Annotated in this window: 14 protein-coding genes; 6 read left to right on the plus strand and 8 right to left on the minus strand. The window is 66.7% G+C overall.

Features of this window, described 5'->3' with window-relative positions; all coding sequences use genetic code 11:
• Positions 1 to 161 precede the first annotated feature (161 nt).
• Positions 162 to 1,451, plus strand: a complete 1,290-nt coding sequence (locus tag ACX36O_RS00555; protein ID WP_371686859.1) for a glutamate-5-semialdehyde dehydrogenase — start codon at positions 162 to 164, stop codon at positions 1,449 to 1,451.
• A gap of 25 nt (positions 1,452 to 1,476) precedes the next feature.
• Here the strand turns inward: ACX36O_RS00555 and ACX36O_RS00560 are convergent, their stop codons facing one another.
• Together ACX36O_RS00560 and recA are read right to left on the minus strand one after the other, a co-directional pair.
• Positions 1,477 to 1,998, minus strand: a complete 522-nt coding sequence (locus tag ACX36O_RS00560) for a regulatory protein RecX (RefSeq protein ID WP_213362324.1) — start codon at positions 1,996 to 1,998, stop codon at positions 1,477 to 1,479.
• Between the two features lie 101 nt (positions 1,999 to 2,099).
• Positions 2,100 to 3,155: a recombinase RecA gene (gene recA, locus ACX36O_RS00565; protein WP_213362325.1), complete on the minus strand. Its 1,056-nt coding sequence runs from the start codon at positions 3,153 to 3,155 to the stop codon at positions 2,100 to 2,102.
• Between the two features lie 228 nt (positions 3,156 to 3,383).
• Between recA and ACX36O_RS00570 the strand changes: the two genes are divergently transcribed.
• Positions 3,384 to 3,854, plus strand: a complete 471-nt coding sequence (locus ACX36O_RS00570; protein ID WP_213362326.1) for a MarR family winged helix-turn-helix transcriptional regulator — start codon at positions 3,384 to 3,386, stop codon at positions 3,852 to 3,854.
• A gap of 103 nt (positions 3,855 to 3,957) precedes the next feature.
• Here the strand turns inward: ACX36O_RS00570 and ACX36O_RS00575 are convergent, their stop codons facing one another.
• Positions 3,958 to 4,797: a transglutaminase-like domain-containing protein gene (locus ACX36O_RS00575; protein WP_213362327.1), complete on the minus strand. Its 840-nt coding sequence runs from the start codon at positions 4,795 to 4,797 to the stop codon at positions 3,958 to 3,960.
• A gap of 134 nt (positions 4,798 to 4,931) precedes the next feature.
• The gene (locus ACX36O_RS00580; RefSeq protein ID WP_371686861.1) at positions 4,932 to 5,846 is read right to left on the minus strand and encodes a LysR family transcriptional regulator; all 915 of its coding nucleotides are present in this window, start codon (positions 5,844 to 5,846) and stop codon (positions 4,932 to 4,934) included.
• 103 nt (positions 5,847 to 5,949) lie between these two features.
• Here ACX36O_RS00580 and ACX36O_RS00585 point away from each other — a divergent pair, with 103 nt between their 5' ends.
• The 4 genes from ACX36O_RS00585 (at position 5,950) to ACX36O_RS00600 (ending at position 9,853) form a co-directional block, all read left to right on the plus strand.
• Positions 5,950 to 7,185, plus strand: a complete 1,236-nt coding sequence (locus ACX36O_RS00585; RefSeq protein WP_371698410.1) for an acyl-CoA dehydrogenase family protein — start codon at positions 5,950 to 5,952, stop codon at positions 7,183 to 7,185.
• Positions 7,186 to 7,256: 71 nt separating this feature from the next.
• Positions 7,257 to 8,336, plus strand: coding sequence for a phosphotransferase family protein (locus ACX36O_RS00590; RefSeq protein WP_371686863.1), 1,080 nt, complete (start codon positions 7,257 to 7,259; stop codon positions 8,334 to 8,336).
• Entirely contained in the window at positions 8,336 to 9,037 is a 702-nt protein-coding gene (locus tag ACX36O_RS00595) for a histidine phosphatase family protein (RefSeq protein ID WP_213362332.1), read from the plus strand. Before ACX36O_RS00590 ends, ACX36O_RS00595 begins: the two co-directional genes overlap by 1 nt.
• Before the next feature lie 48 nt (positions 9,038 to 9,085).
• Positions 9,086 to 9,853 carry an SDR family oxidoreductase gene (locus ACX36O_RS00600; RefSeq protein ID WP_213362333.1) on the plus strand — a complete coding sequence of 256 codons (768 nt, stop codon included), beginning with the start codon at positions 9,086 to 9,088 and terminating at the stop codon, positions 9,851 to 9,853.
• Here ACX36O_RS00600 and mrdA read toward each other — a convergent pair.
• From mrdA to ACX36O_RS00620, 4 genes are read right to left on the minus strand one after another with little or no spacing between them, the layout of a single operon-like run.
• The gene (gene mrdA, locus ACX36O_RS00605) at positions 9,838 to 12,207 is read right to left on the minus strand and encodes a penicillin-binding protein 2 (RefSeq protein ID WP_213362334.1); all 2,370 of its coding nucleotides are present in this window, start codon (positions 12,205 to 12,207) and stop codon (positions 9,838 to 9,840) included. The genes ACX36O_RS00600 and mrdA overlap by 16 nt on opposite strands.
• Positions 12,208 to 12,223: 16 nt before the next feature.
• On the minus strand, positions 12,224 to 12,742 hold the full coding sequence (gene mreD, locus ACX36O_RS00610) for a rod shape-determining protein MreD (RefSeq protein WP_213362335.1): 519 nt from the start codon (positions 12,740 to 12,742) through the stop codon (positions 12,224 to 12,226).
• Complete coding sequence (mreC, locus tag ACX36O_RS00615; protein WP_488359898.1) at positions 12,739 to 13,698, minus strand: rod shape-determining protein MreC; 960 nt, start codon at positions 13,696 to 13,698, stop codon at positions 12,739 to 12,741. Before mreC ends, mreD begins: the two co-directional genes overlap by 4 nt.
• Before the next feature lie 39 nt (positions 13,699 to 13,737).
• Positions 13,738 to 14,781, minus strand: coding sequence for a rod shape-determining protein (locus tag ACX36O_RS00620; RefSeq protein WP_213362338.1), 1,044 nt, complete (start codon positions 14,779 to 14,781; stop codon positions 13,738 to 13,740).
• Positions 14,782 to 14,958 lie beyond the last annotated feature (177 nt).

The following is a 14,958-nucleotide window of genomic DNA, read 5'->3' on the forward strand; positions in this document are numbered from 1 at the left end:
GACTTGTTCCGGGAGGTTGGGCATCAGTTTGTTGGAATAGGGGTCGGATCCGGGCCAGTTGCCGGATGCCCGCAATGGCGCAAACATGCCGGGGAGCTTATCATGGAGGTTTGCACGGCGCATGACCTTGCCCGGCCGGATGTAATTCGAACTGTAAATCCATGAGCACCCAAGACGTGAACGAACTGATGCAGCAGATGGGCGAACGCGCCCGCGCGGCTGCCACGGCCATGGCGCGCGCCAGCGCGGCCATCAAGAACCAGGCGCTGCGCGAACTGGCGCGCCTGCTGGGCGAAGCCGGCCCGGCGCTGGATGCCGCCAATGCGCAGGACATCGCCCGCGCCGAAGCCGCCGGCCTGAGCGCACCGATGGTGGACCGCCTGCGCCTGGGCGCCAAGGTGGTGGCCACGCTGCAGGAAGGCTGCCTGCAGCTGGCGGCCATGCCGGACGTGATCGGCACCATTCAGGGCCTGCAGGAGCAGCCCAGCGGCATCCGCGTGGGGCAGATGCGCGTGCCGATTGGCGTGTTCGGCATGATCTTCGAGAGCCGCCCGAACGTGACCATCGAGGCCGCCAGCCTGAGCATCAAGAGCGGCAACGCCTGCATCCTGCGCGGCGGCAGCGAGGCGATCGAATCGAACAAGGCACTGGCGGCCATCGTGCAGCAGGCGCTGGCATCGGCCGGCCTGCCCGGGGATGCGGTGCAGCTGGTGCCCACCACCGACCGTGCCGCCGTCGGCCGCCTGATCGCCATGCCCGAGTATGTGGACGTGATCATCCCGCGTGGCGGCAAGGGTCTGATCGAGCGCATCAGCGCCGAGGCCAAGGTGCCGGTGATCAAGCACCTGGACGGCAATTGCCATACCTATGTGGACGATCCCTGCGATCTGGACATGGCGGTGAAGCTGGCCGACAACGCCAAGACGCAGAAGTACAGCCCCTGCAACGCGACCGAGAGCCTGCTGGTGGCGCAGGGCGTGGCCGAGGCCTTCCTGCCGCGCATCGGCAAAATCTACCGGGACAAGGGCGTGGAAATGCGCTGTGATGCGGCTTCGCGCGCGATTCTGGCGGGCCATGCGGATACCCGCGATGCGCAACTGGTGGAGGCGACCGAGGAAGACTGGTCCACCGAATACCTGGCGCCCATCATCAGCATCCGGGTGGTGGCCGGGCTGGACGAGGCGATTGCGCACATCAATCGCTATTCCTCGCAGCACACCGAAGCCATTGTCACGACCGACCACATCCATGCCCAGCGCTTTCTGCGCGAGGTGGACAGCAGCAGCGTGATGGTGAACGCCAGCACGCGCTTTGCCGATGGCTTTGAGTATGGTCTGGGTGCCGAGATCGGCATCAGCACCGACAAATTCCATGCGCGTGGCCCGGTGGGCATCGAGGGGCTGACCTCGCTCAAATATGTGGTGCTGGGGCAGGGTGAGGTGCGGAGCTGACCGCGAGGCGTTTGCGCGGGCCGGGTTATTCGTCCGGATTGCCGCGTACCACCTGATGCACGACTGCTGAGCTGAAGCCCCGGCTGGCAAGGAAGCGCATCTGTTTGAGCCGCTCCTGCTGGGAAGCGGCCACGGAGCCGAACTTGCGCTGCCAGATTTCGCGGGCGCGTTCCAGCTCGCTGCCGGGCACGGCTTCCATGGCCTGCTCGATGGCGCTGGCGTCCAGGCCTTTTTGCCGCAGTTCCTGCTGGATACGGCTGTTGCCCAGCTTGCCGGCACGGCGATGGATCAGCGCTTCTGCCGCACGCTGGTCGTCGAGAAAGCCCTTGGCTTCCATGGCGTCGAGGGCTTCGGCGATGGCGCTGGCCTGATCGACCTGCTGCATTTCGGCGTCAAGCGGCGCCGCCTCTGCTTCCTCCTCCCTCGCGGAGCGCTCCCGCAGCCATTGGGCCAGCTTGCGCTCCATTTCCGCACGCGTGTAGTCGCGTGCGGCGAGCAGCTGCAGGGCCTTGCCCTTGAGTGTGATCGGAGCGGGAATGCGGGACATGGCAGGGAGAGAGTCAAGCAATAGCGAGGCCAGTGCCGGTGAGACGCCGGAAGGGGCAAGCCCCTCCGGCATCGTGCCTATCGTGCCTAGCGTCAATCCGCTCAGGCCGCGCTGCCGGCTTCTTCCGCCACGGGGGCGCCCTTGGCCGGCATGGTGGCAATGCCCAGCTGGGTGCGCACCTTGTTCTCGATCTCGCGCGCCAGATCGGGGTTTTCCTTCAGGAATTCGCGTGTGTTGTCGCGGCCCTGGCCGATCTTCTCGCCGTTGTAGGAGTACCAGGCGCCGGCCTTGTCGACGATCTTGGCGTTGACGCCCATGTCGATGATTTCGCCTTCGCGCGAGATGCCGGTGCCGTACAGGATGTCGAAGTAGGCTTCCTTGAACGGGGGCGCCACCTTGTTCTTGACGACCTTGACCTTGGTTTCGCTGCCCACCACTTCGTCGCCCTTCTTGATGGTGCCGACACGGCGGATGTCCAGGCGCACGGAGGAATAGAACTTGAGCGCGTTGCCACCGGTGGTGGTTTCGGGCGAGCCGAACATCACGCCAATCTTCATGCGGATCTGGTTGATGAAGATGACGGTGCAGTTGGTTTTCTTGATGGTGGCGGTGAGCTTGCGCAGGGCCTGGCTCATCAGGCGGGCCTGCAGGCCGGGCAGCTGGTCGCCCATGTCGCCTTCGATTTCGGCCTTGGGCGTGAGTGCTGCCACGGAGTCGACCACGATCAGGTCGACCGCGCCGCTGCGCACCAGACTGTCGACGATCTCGAGCGCCTGTTCGCCGGTGTCGGGCTGGCTGATCAGCAGGTCGGGAAGGTTGATGCCCAGCTTTTGCGCGTACTGCACGTCGAGTGCGTGCTCGGCATCGACAAAGGCGCAGGTGCCGCCGGTTTTCTGCATTTCGGCGATGACCTGCAGCGTGAGCGTGGTCTTGCCGGAGGATTCCGGACCGTAGATCTCGATCACGCGGCCGCGCGGAAGACCGCCGACGCCAAGCGCAACGTCCAGGCCGAGCGAGCCGGTGCTGACGGTCTGGATGTCTTCGATCGCCTCGCCTTCGCCCAGGCGCATGATGGTGCCCTTGCCGAACTGCTTTTCGATCTGGGCCAGGGCCGCTTGCAGGGCCTTGGCTTTTTCTGCTTGATCAATCGTGCTCATGCGTTTCTCCTAGAACTTGTGATTTAATGGTTGTGCATACAGCCTGTATGCTTGAGCAGGAGTATAGGGCAGAGTAAATTGAAACTCACAGGATATTTGGTCAGTCTGCATGACTAAAATTGGAAGGGTGCCGACTGCCGTGTTCTGACGGTGCCCGCCCAGCCGGTCGCTGCACACGCAGCGAAGGGCGCACAGACGGATCGGCCGGCACAATCACGAGGAGCAACGATGGCAACAGCACGGGACGACTGGCGCGGCGCGCATCTGGGGCGGCTGCTGGGAGAGGCGATGCGCCGCTTCGACGAGCGCGTGCTGGAACTGATGGCACATGATCCGGAAGTGCCGCTTGCGCTGTCCAATCTGGCGGCGCGCCAGCAGGTGAGTGCTGCGCACATCCACATCACGCGCCATCTGGCGCTGCAGGGCAGCCGCCTGACCGAACTGGCCGAAGCGGCCGGCATGCGCAAGCAGGCGATGGCGGCGCTGGTGGACCAGTGCGAGGCGTGGGGCATCGTGCGGCGCGAGGCCGACCCCTTGGACGGGCGGGCACGGCGCATCCTGTTCACGGAGGCGGGACTGGGCTGGCTGCACGGTTTCGAGCGGGCGGTGGCGCGTGCCGAAAGCGAGTTTGACGAGTCGGTCGGCGAGCAGGTGGCTGCGGTGGTACGGTTGGGGCTGGAGGTATATGCCATGCCCTGATGCCGTTTTGCAGGGTTCCGGAACTTTCGAGCGCAGTTGCCAGCCAGCGCGGCCAAATTGCGGTCGGCTGGCGCTGGCGAGTGCTTGTTTGCAGAAAGGGGATTCAGCTAATCGTCGTGGCGTTCTCTCGCACTTCCTCGGTTACCACCTCAAAGCGCTTCAGTTCACTTGGCCCGAAGCCCATGGTGATCGGCACGTCTGCCGCATCGCGGCCATAGCCGAGCACGATGCGCCCGATGCGGGGCGTGTTGTGGCGGGCATCGAAGGTATGCCAGCCGCCTTCCAGATACACCTCGAACCAGGCGCTGAAGTCCATCGGATAGGGTGCAGCGGGCACGCCGATATCGCCCAGATAGCCCGTCGCATAGCGTGCCGGGATGTTCATGCAGCGGCACAGCGCCACGGCCATGTGCGCAAAGTCGCGACAGACGCCCGTGCCTTCCTGCCAGCCCTGCGATGCGGTGCGCGTGGCACAGGCTGCCTGGTAGTTGAACGTCAGGTGATGGTGCACGTAATCGCAAATGGCCTGCACGCGCGCCCAGCCGCTGGGCGCTGCGCCGAACTGGTCCCAGGCGAACTGCATCAGGCTGCCCTCGAAATCGCAATAGCGGCTGGGCAAGAGGAACTGCAGGACCTCATGCGGCAATTCTTGCAGCTCCAGCTGGCGGGCCTGCGGGTGCTGTGGATCGGGCTGGCCGCTGTCGTGCACCAGCGCCGCGCCGTGCAGGCGGATTTCTTCAAGGCCGGCTGGAACGGTGATGCGGCTGCAGCGGTTGCCGAAGCAGTCCAGGTAATGCGACACGTCAAGAGCGGGTTCGACCGAAAAATGTTCGGTGCGGGACTGGATGTCGTGGGCGCGGGAGGGGTGGATTTGCAGCAGCGAGAGGACCTGGGTGGGCGCGGCTACGGTCAGGATGATGTCGAATCCGGTCTGAATCAGCATGTTGATGGAGCAGTGGTAAGGGGCGCCGCCGAAACGGGGCGCAATGCATTCACTGTAGGCGGCTGACGGGCGCGGACCGGCCGGTGCAGGCCGTCGCGGCGTGTAGGACTGGGGCCAAACCTCTCGCGCAGCGCTCAGCCTGCACCATCCACATGGTGCCACCACTGCGCCAGCACCAGTTCGCGCAGCCAGCGATTGGCCGGATCCTCATCCAGATGCCGGTGCCAGTACAGATACAGCGCCAGCGGTGGCAGGTCCAGCGGCAGCGGCTGGATGTCGAGCGCCAGTGTGCGCGCCACCACCTGCGCGTAGCTGTGCGGCATGGTCAGCCACAGCGTGCCTGCTGCCGCCACTTCGCAGGCGGCAAAGTAGTGCTGGCAGCGCAGCGCAATGGGACGCTGCAGATTGCGGCGAAGCAGTGCCATGTCTTCCACCGTGGGCCCGCTCTGGCGCGAGGAGACCGCCACGTGCTGCGCCTGCAGGTATTGCTGCAGCGCGGGCGCTGTGCGCAGCCGGCCCCGAGCCGCCACCACCACCAGGGTATCCTCGCCCACGCGCTGGCGCAGGATGCCGTCCGGCAGGGGCAGATCCACGTCCAGCGCAAGATCGATGCGTCCGGCGGCCAGTTCCGCTGCAAGCTCCTGCCGTGCCGGAGCCACCACCTGCAGGCTGACCTGCGGCGCCAGTGTGGCAAGCTGCTGCATCAGCCCCGGCAGCACGGTCGATTCCAGCACGGAACGCAAGGCCAGCCGGAAGCTGCGCTCGGCGCTGGCCGGCTCGAACTGGCTGCCTTGCTGCAGCCCCTGTTCCAGCAGGTGCAGCGCCTGCTGTACCGGCCCGATCAGGCTGCGTGCCAAGGGCGTGGGCACCATGGTGTGCCCCTGGCGCACGAACAGCGCATCCCCCAGCCGCTCGCGCAGCCGGGCCAGCGCGTGGCTGAGCGCGGGTTGCGACAGATGCAGGCGCCGGGCGGCGCGGGTGAGGTTGCCTTCGCTGTAGATGGTGCGAAATACCAGAAACAGGTTGAGGTCGAGGCGATCAAGATGCATGGTATGAATAGTTTGCCATCAAAACAATGCATTTGATCTATGTATCAAGCCTTCCTACACTGGCATGATGCACAGGCGCAGCCCCTTGCGCCAAGGAGACCCCATGCAATTCGGCAATACCCCCCGCGGAAGCGACTATCTGCAGCGCCTGACGGAGTTTATGGACGAGCACGTCTATCCCGCCGAGGCGACCTATTACGCACAGCTCAAGCGCGGCGAGCTGCCCTGGAACGTGCCTCCAGTGATGGAGGAACTCAAGGCCAAGGCGCGGGCCGCCGGCCTGTGGAACCTGTTCCTTCCCGAAGAGGAGTGGGGCGCCGGCCTGAGCAATGCCGAATATGCGCCGCTGGCCGAAGTGATGGGCCGCTCGCTGATCGCGCCCGAGATCTTCAATTGCAACGCGCCCGACACCGGCAACATGGAAGTGCTGGTGAAATACGGCAGCCCGCAGCAGCAGGAGCGCTGGCTCAAGCCATTGCTGGACGGCAGCATCCGCTCGGCCTTCTGCATGACCGAGCCCGGCGTGGCCAGCAGCGATGCCACCAACATGCAGGCCACGGCGATCGAGGACGGCGACGAGGTGGTGCTGAACGGCCGGAAGTGGTGGAGCACCGGCATCGGCCATCCGGACTGCAAGGTGCTGGTGTTCATGGGCCTGAGTCTGCCTGATGCGCCCAAGCACGCCCGCCACAGCATGGTGCTGGTGCCGATCGACGCGCCCGGCGTGAAGATCGAACGCATGCTGACCGTGTTCGGCAAGCTGGACGAACCCTTCGGCCACGGCGAAGTCAGCTTCACCGATGTGCGCCTGCCCAAGGAGAACGTGATCCTCGGACTGGGCCGCGGCTTCGAGATTGCCCAGGGGCGGCTTGGCCCCGGCCGCATCCACCACTGCATGCGTGCCATCGGTGCTTCCGAGCGTGCGCTGGAACTGCTGGTGCAGCGTGCCATGAGCCGCACTGCCTTCGGCAAGCCGCTGGCGCTGCTCGGCGGCAACGGCGACGTGATCGCCAACGCCCGCATGGCGATCGAGCAGGCCCGTCTGCTCACGCTCAAGGCGGCCTGGATGATGGACACGGTCGGCGCCAAGGGAGCCATGAGCGAGATTTCCATGATCAAGGTGGTGGCGCCCGCGGTTTGCCAGCAGGTGGTCGATGCCGCCATCCAGATCCACGGCGGCGGCGGCCTGAGCGAGGATTTCATCCTGGCCGAGCTGTTCGGATATGCGCGTGCCCTGCGCCTGGCCGATGGTCCGGACGAGGTACACCGCATGCTGGTCGCCAAGCTGGAAGTGAAGCGCCAGATGAAGCGGCTGGAAGGGGTCGATGGCAAGCAGTGAGCCTTTCACGCGGCCATTGGCGCTGTATATCGGCCGGCCCACCGGAATAGAAACAACCCAGGAGACAACCCATGGCTGAAGCCACCCCCGTTCTCACCGACCGCGCCGGCAAGGTGCGCCCCGGCGAGGAACTCGATGCCGCCCGCGTGGCCGCTTTCCTGCGCCAGCAGGGCGTCGACGTGTCCGGCGAACCCGAGATCACCCAGTTCGCCGGCGGAGCGTCCAACCTGACCTATCTGCTGCAATTCGCCGACCGCGACCTGATCCTGCGCCGTCCGCCCTTCGGCCAGCGTGCCGGCACCGCACACGACATGGTGCGCGAGGCGCGCGTGATGCAGGCGCTGCGCCCGGTCTATCCGCATGTGCCACGCATCGTCGCCATCTGCGAGGATGAATCGGTGCTGGGTTGTCCCTTCTACGTGATGGAGCGGCTGGAGGGCATCATCCTGCGGCGCGATCCGCCCGCCGGCATGACGCTGTCGCCGGAGGCGGCCACCGCCCTGTGCCATGCCATGCTCGACCGGCTGGTCGACCTGCACCAGGTGGACTGGCAGGCCGCCGGCCTCGGCCAGCTCGGCAAGGGCGCCGGCTACGTGGCGCGCCAACTCGCCGGCTGGAGCCAGCGCTTTGCCGCCGCGCAGACCGACGACGTGCCCGGCTGCGAGGACGTGATCCAGTGGCTGCAGCAGCACGCCCCGGCGCAGGACGCCGCCACCACGCTGATCCACAACGACTGGCGTTTCGACAACCTGGTACTCGATGCGCAGCAGCCCGAACGCATCGTCGGCGTGCTGGACTGGGAAATGGCCACGCTCGGCGATCCGCTGATGGATCTGGGCAATGCGCTGGCCTACTGGGTGCAGGCCGATGACGATCCCGTGTTCCTCTCCATGCGCCAGCAGCCCACGCACCTGCCCGGCATGCTCACGCGCGCCGAGGTGGTGCGTCATTACGGCGAGCGCATGGGGCTGGACGTGTCGAACTTTGCCTTCTACGAGGTGTTCGGCGTGTTCCGCCTCGCCGTGATCGTGCAGCAGATCTGGCACCGCTACCGCGCAGGGCATACGCAGAACCCGAAGTTTGCGCAGTTCGGCCAGGTGGCCGCCTACCTGCTGCAGCGCTGCCGCAAGCTGATGCGTCAGGCTGCCTGATGGCGACACTGCACCTGATCCGCCACGGGCAGGCGAACTTCTCCGGCGAGGACTATGACGAGCTCAGCCCGATCGGCAAGGAGCAGGCGGCGCTGACCGGCGCCTGGCTGGCGCAACGCGGCCTGATGCCGCAGCGCGCCTATGCCGGTACCCTGTGCCGCCAGCAGGACAGCGCGCGCGCCGCGCTGCAGGCGGCGGGGCTGGATCTGCCGGTTGCCATCCTCCCCGAGCTGGATGAGCTCGACCACCAGAACATCATCGCGGCCTGGAACCCCGAGTTCGCCGACATGGCCGCCTTGCGCTGCTGGCTGCGCGCGCAGGAACATCCGCGCCGCGCCTTCCAGCAGATTTTCGAGGCCGCCATGCGCGCCTGGCTCGCCGCCGCGCCGGACGACGCGCGTTACCGCGAAAGCTGGCCCCGGTTCCAGGCGCGCAGCGTGCAGGCGCTGCAGCAGATGCTGCGCGACAGCAGCGGCTGCGCGAATGTGTGGGCCTTCAGCTCGGGCGGGCCGGTGGCCGCCATCTGCCAGCATCTGCTGGGCATGGACAATGCACGGACGCTGGGCCTGAGCTGGACGCTGGCCAATGCCAGCATCACGCGCATTCTCTGGCCCGCCCATGCACCGGAACGCGCCAGCGTGCAGTGCCTGAATGGATTCGCCCATCTGGAGGGCGTGCCGGATATGCTGACCTGGCGTTGAGCGAGTCAGCCACCCCTCATAACAACCTGCTTCCAAGGAGACCTCCCAATGAACCAGACCCTCTTCAACCTGCAGGGCAAGATCGCCCTTGTCACCGGCGCCAGCCGCGGCATCGGCGAGGCGATTGCCCTGCTGCTGGCCGAACAGGGCGCGCACGTGATCGTGTCCAGCCGCAAGCTGCCTGCCTGCGAGGAGGTGGCCGACAAGATCCGGGCCGCCGGCGGCCAGGCCACCGCGCTGCCCTGCCATATTGGCGAGCCGGACCAGATTGCCGGCCTGTTCGAGGCCATCGAGCGCCAGTTCGGCCGGCTCGATATTCTGGTCAACAACGCCGCCACCAACCCCTATTTCGGCCCCATCGCCGATACGCCGGTGGACGCCATGCAGAAGACCATCGACGTCAACATCCGTGGCTACTTCATGATGTCTGCGGCCGCGGTCCGGCTGATGAAGCCGAAGGGCGGCGGTGCCATCGTCAACGTGGCTTCGGTGAACGGCGTGATTCCGGGCGACCTGCAGGGCATTTACTCCATCACCAAGGCCGCCGTGATCTCCATGACCCAGGCCTTTGCCAAGGAGTGCGCGCAGGACGGCATCCGGGTGAACGCATTGCTGCCCGGCGCCACCAGGACGAAGTTCGCCGCAGCCCTGTTCGAGACGCCGGCCATGCGCGACCAGTTCATGGGCCACACGCCGATGCGCCGAGGCGCCGAGCCGGAGGAGATGGCCGGGGCCGTGCTTTATCTGGTATCTCCCGCCGCCAGCTACACCACTGGCGTGGCGCTGAACGTGGACGGGGGCTATCTGGTCGGCTGATTGCGCCGCTGCGCCGGCGGCGGGCTGCTGGCCGCCGGGGCCGGCACCGAGGCGCCCGACAGCGGGGCCGAGGCCGGGAACAGGCGCTGCAGCGCCAGCGCCGCGGGCGGCAGGCTGAAGCCCGGCGCGCTGGCCGCTGTGCGTGCGCCATTGGCCAGGGCCGGTGCGCCTGCACTGCGCGGAGCCGAGGGCTGGCCGGCTGCGGCTCCTGTCGCGATGCCTGCCCCCGGCAGCGCGGCCGAAGCGCCGGAGGCAGCCATGCCGGCCGGCCCGGCAACACCGGCAGCCACTGCATCTGCCACGGCGCCTGACGCCGCAGTCACCGCCGCCACCGCAGACGCCCCCTGCAGCGCCGCCATGCCGGTGCCATCGGGCGTCGGCGCCAGCAGCTTCACGTCTTCCGGCGGCCAGGGCATGGTCGCTGCATTGCGTGGCACCCCGATCGGGCGGCTGCTGCGCCCCACTTGCGTCGCCGCAATGTCCCCTGCGTTCGGGTACTGCTGCAGCAGCCAGTAATCCAGCACGCGACGGACGATGGGGGCGGCCGCGGTGGCGCCAAAACCGGCGTTCTCCACAATCACCGCCACCGCAATGCGTGGCGTATCCACCGGCGCAAAGGCCACGTACAGCGAATGGTCGCGCTTGCGCTCGGACAGGGCGGCCGCGTTGTAGCGCTGGTTCTGGCCGATGGTCACGGCCTGGGCGGTGCCGGTCTTGCCGCCGCTCAGATAGGGTGCCCCGGCAAACACGCCCCTGCCGGTGCCCTCCAGCGTCACACCCACCATGCCGTTCTTGATCATGGTGATATGTTCCGGCTTGTAACCCAGCTTGCGGTCCGGCTCGCGCTCGGGCTCCACCAGCTGTTGCGAGCCGGCTTCCTGCAAGCCCCGCACCACGTGCGGTTGCTGGCTGGTACCGCCATTGACCAGCGTGGCCAGCGCATGCGCCAGCTGCAGCATGGTGAAGTTGTTGTAGCCCTGGCCGATGCCCAGCGAAATCGTCTCGCCCGACAGCCACTTCTGCTGCGCGGGCCGCTTGTAGGCCTTGCGCTTCCACTCCGGGCTGGGCAGGATGCCGCGCACCTCGCCCTTCAGGTCGATGCCGGTGATCTGGCCGAAACCCAGCGGCGCCATGAAATCATGAATGGCCTGCACGCCCATCTCGTGCGCCAGCGAGTAGTAGTACACGTTGCTCGACTTGACGATGCTCCGGTGCAGGTTGACCGAGCCCAGCGCATGTCCGCTGCGGAAACGGTGGTTGCCGAACATCCAGTAGCCCGGATCATGGATGGTGGTGCCGGCCGTGCGCGCACCGGTTTCCAGTGCAGCCAGCGCCATGAAAGGCTTGTAGGTGGAGCCGGGGGGATAGGTGCCCCGCAACGCGCGGTTCAGCAGCGGCTTGTCGATGGAGTCGTTCAGTGCCGACCAGTTTTCCTGGTCGATGCCTTCCACGAACAGGTTGGGGTCGAACGTGGGCTTGCTCACGAAGGCCAGCACCTCGCCATTGCGCGGATCGATGGCCACCAGTGCGCCGCGCCGCTTGCCGAACAGGTCTTCCACCATTTTCTGCAGCTTGATGTCGATCGACAGCACCACGTTCTGCCCGGGCGTGGCCGGGCTGCTCGCCAGCCGGCGCACGATGAAGCCGCCCGCGGTGGTCTCCATCTGCTCCCGCCCGGAAATGCCGTGCAGCTCCTTCTCGTAGGCCTGCTCCACCCCCAGCTTGCCGATATGGTCGGTGCCCTTGTAGTTGTCGGCGTCGTCGCCTTCCTCGATCGCTTCCTTCTCGCGCTGGTTGATGCGGCCGATGTAGCCGATGAGGTGGCTGCCCAGCTCGCCGTAGGGGTAGTAGCGCAGCAGGCGGGCATTCACCTCGACCCCCGGGAAGCGGTAGCGCTGGGCGGCGAAACGCGCGATCTCCTCGTCGCTCAGGCGGGTGCGCAGCGGGATCGCCTCGTAGCTGCGGCTGTCGGCGCGCAGGCGGTTGAAGCGGCGGCGGTCGGTGTCGCTGATCGGAATCAGTTCGCCGAGTGCGGCAATGGTGGCTTCCAGGTCCTCGATCTTGCTCGGCGTGAGTTCCAGCGTATAGGCCGAATAGTTGGAGGCCAGCACGATGCCGTTGCGGTCGCGGATCTCGCCACGGCTGGGTACCACCGGCACCAGCGCCGTGCGGTTGCTCTCGGCCTGGGCGATGTAGTCCTCGTGGCGCACGATCTGCAGCACGCTCCAGCGGTATACCAGCAGCCCGAAACAGACCAGCACCAGCAGGCCCATCGCGATCAGGCGATAGGTGAACTGCTGCTGCTGCGATTCGGCATTGCGCAGCTCGTTGGCGACGGGAAGGCTGTAGTTCATGCGCGCAACAGCTCCCTCAGAGCGGGCGCGTCAGGTCGCGGTCGGGGGCGCGGCGCTGCGGCGCCAGCAGCAGCAGGCTCAGCAGCGGCCACAGTGCGGTCTCGAGCAGCGGAGCCCCGAGCAGCGACCAGCCCGGGAACTGTCCGCCGCTGATCAGGCGCAGCACCCAGATCAGGCCGTGCGTGAGCAGCGCGATGCCGAAAATCTGGGGCGTCTGCAGCCAGGGCGAAAACCACAGCATGCGGCGCTGTGCCAGCGTGATCAGGTAGGCGGCCAGCGCATAGCCCACGGCATGCATGCCCAGCAGGGTGGTGTGGTGCACGTCCATTACCAGTCCGAACACGAAGGCCATGCCCACACCCAGAAAGGCCGGCTGGTGCAGGCACCAGAACAGCACGGTCAGCAGCAGCACGTCCGGCACCCAGGGGGTGCGCCCGAACGGCATCAGGTTGATCAGCAATGCCACCAGCAGGCTGCCCCAGATGAACCAGGGGTTGACCGGCAGCAGCAGGCGTTGGCCCTTTTCCAGCATCATCGTTTCGCTCCCTGGCCCGGACGCTCCTTGCCCGCCGGGCTCTTGCGTTGCGGCGTTCTGGCCGCGCTGGCTGCAGCTGCCACGGCTTCACTCTTGACCTGTTCCTGCGGCTCCAGCACCAGCACATAGCCCAGTGCCAGTGGCTTGGCGGCCGGCGTGGCCTGCACGCGCGTGAACGAGGTGTTGCTGCGGCGATCCACCAGCGAGACCGTGCCCACCGGCAGGCCGGCCGGATAGACACCGCCCAGACCACTCGTCGTCAGCACATCGCCGACCCTGAAATCGGCATTGCTGGCCATGAAGCGCACTTCCAGCGCGCTGGCCTGCGGCGACTGGCTGTCGCCATAGGCCAGGCCGCGCTCGCCGGTGCGGCTGTTGATGATGGGGGTGGCGTGCTCGGGGTTGTCGATCAGCGTGACTTCGCTGGAGAGCGGATAGACGCGCAGCACCTGGCCCAGCAGGCCGGAGGCATCGATGACCGGCGCCCCCTCGACGATGCCGGCGCTGCTGCCCTTGTTGATCACCACGCGGCGCGTGAACGGATCGGGGGCGATGTAGACCACCTCGGCCGCACGGGCCTGGATCGGCAGCGCCTGCTCCAGACTGAGCAGTTCGCGCAGCGACTGGTTCTCGCGCATCAGCAGGTCGGCACGTTGCGCCTTCAGGGCCTGCTGCGCCATCAGCGTGGCGGCCTGCTCCTGCGTCTGCTTGGCGGTTTCCACCGTGGTGACATAGGTGCCGAGCAGGTTGACGGTCTTGACCGGCTGCGCGCCCAGCCATTGCAAGGGCGCCAGCACCGTGGCCGTGACGGAACGCGCGGTGCTGCCGATGCCGAACCGGCTGTCGGCCACCATCAGGAAAATGCCAAGCGTCGTGGCGAGCAGCAGCCGCACCAGCGGCGTGGGGCCGCGGTTGAACAGGCGGGGCGTGCTGCGCTCGAAGGTATCCAGCGGCATGATTCAGCGGGCGTGCAGCGCGGCAGCCACGGGCGGGCCTTACTCGCTGGTGAAGATGCTGCCCAGGCGGTCCATGCGCTCCAGCGCGATGCCGCAGCCGCGCACCACGCAGGACAGGGGCTCTTCGGCCACCAGCACCGGCAGGCCGGTTTCCTCGGCCAGCAGGCGGTCCAGGTCGCGCAGCAGCGCGCCGCCGCCGGTCAGCATCATGCCGCGGTCGGCAATGTCGGCACCCAGCTCGGGCGGCGTCTGTTCCAGCGCGTTCTTGACGGCGCTGACGATCTGGTTCAGCGGGTCGTTCAGCGCCTCGAGGATCTCGTTGCTGCTGATGGTGAACGAACGCGGCACGCCTTCGCTCAGGTTGCGGCCCTTGACTTCCATCTCCTTCACCTCGGAGCCGGGGAAGGCGGAGCCGATTTCCTTCTTGATCGCCTCGGCGGTCTGCTCGCCGATCAGCATGCCGTAGTTGCGGCGGATGTAGTTGATGATGGACTCGTCGAACTTGTCGCCGCCCACGCGCACGCTGCCCTTGTAGACCATGCCGCCCAGGCTGATCACGCCGACTTCGGTGGTGCCGCCGCCGATGTCGACCACCATGGAACCGCTGGCCTCGCTCACCGGCAGGCCGGCCCCGATGGCGGCGGCCATGGGTTCCTCGATCAGGAATACGTCGCTGGCGCCGGCGCCCAGTGCCGCATCACGGATGGCGCGTTTTTCGACCTGGGTGGAGCCGCAGGGCACGCAGACGATGATGCGCGGGCTCGGCTTGAGCAGCGAGCGCGGATGCACCATCTTGATGAACTGCTTGATCATCTGCTCGGTGACGACGAAATCGGCGATCACGCCGTCCTTCATCGGGCGGATGGCGTCGATGTTGCCGGGCACCTTGCCCAGCATGGCCTTGGCCTCGCGGCCGACGGCCTGGATCACCTTGCGGCCGTTGGGACCGCCTTCGTGGCGGATGGCGACCACGGAGGGTTCATCGAGGACGATACCCTTGTCGCGGGTGCAGATGAGGGTGTTGGCGGTGCCCAGGTCAATGGCCAGGTCGGTGGAGAAATACCGGCGGAAACCAGCGAACATGTAGAAATCCTTTGCCAGCCCGGCAGGAGCAGGTCGCGGTGCCTGCCGCAGCTTGTGGAAAAATTCGGGGGAGGTGGCGCGCATCACTCCCGCAAGCGGCACAGCAACGCACAACGAGGACAGCAGTTCGAACCGCGCCCTCTGAAACCTAGGATAATACCGCAATACCGTTTGGGC

Source organism: Brachymonas sp. KE5 (genome assembly GCF_057773645.1).

Coding starts and splice junctions, on each gene's coding strand:
- ACX36O_RS00555 (WP_371686859.1), top strand. CDS start 162: ATGAGCACCCAAGACGTGAACGAACTGATGCAGCAGATGGGCGAACGC.
- ACX36O_RS00560 (WP_213362324.1), bottom strand. CDS start 1,998: ATGTCCCGCATTCCCGCTCCGATCACACTCAAGGGCAAGGCCCTGCAG.
- recA (WP_213362325.1), bottom strand. CDS start 3,155: ATGAGCACGATTGATCAAGCAGAAAAAGCCAAGGCCCTGCAAGCGGCC.
- ACX36O_RS00570 (WP_213362326.1), top strand. CDS start 3,384: ATGGCAACAGCACGGGACGACTGGCGCGGCGCGCATCTGGGGCGGCTG.
- ACX36O_RS00575 (WP_213362327.1), bottom strand. CDS start 4,797: ATGCTGATTCAGACCGGATTCGACATCATCCTGACCGTAGCCGCGCCC.
- ACX36O_RS00580 (WP_371686861.1), bottom strand. CDS start 5,846: ATGCATCTTGATCGCCTCGACCTCAACCTGTTTCTGGTATTTCGCACC.
- ACX36O_RS00585 (WP_371698410.1), top strand. CDS start 5,950: ATGCAATTCGGCAATACCCCCCGCGGAAGCGACTATCTGCAGCGCCTG.
- ACX36O_RS00590 (WP_371686863.1), top strand. CDS start 7,257: ATGGCTGAAGCCACCCCCGTTCTCACCGACCGCGCCGGCAAGGTGCGC.
- ACX36O_RS00595 (WP_213362332.1), top strand. CDS start 8,336: ATGGCGACACTGCACCTGATCCGCCACGGGCAGGCGAACTTCTCCGGC.
- ACX36O_RS00600 (WP_213362333.1), top strand. CDS start 9,086: ATGAACCAGACCCTCTTCAACCTGCAGGGCAAGATCGCCCTTGTCACC.
- mrdA (WP_213362334.1), bottom strand. CDS start 12,207: ATGAACTACAGCCTTCCCGTCGCCAACGAGCTGCGCAATGCCGAATCG.
- mreD (WP_213362335.1), bottom strand. CDS start 12,742: ATGATGCTGGAAAAGGGCCAACGCCTGCTGCTGCCGGTCAACCCCTGG.
- mreC (WP_488359898.1), bottom strand. CDS start 13,698: ATGCCGCTGGATACCTTCGAGCGCAGCACGCCCCGCCTGTTCAACCGC.
- ACX36O_RS00620 (WP_213362338.1), bottom strand. CDS start 14,781: ATGTTCGCTGGTTTCCGCCGGTATTTCTCCACCGACCTGGCCATTGAC.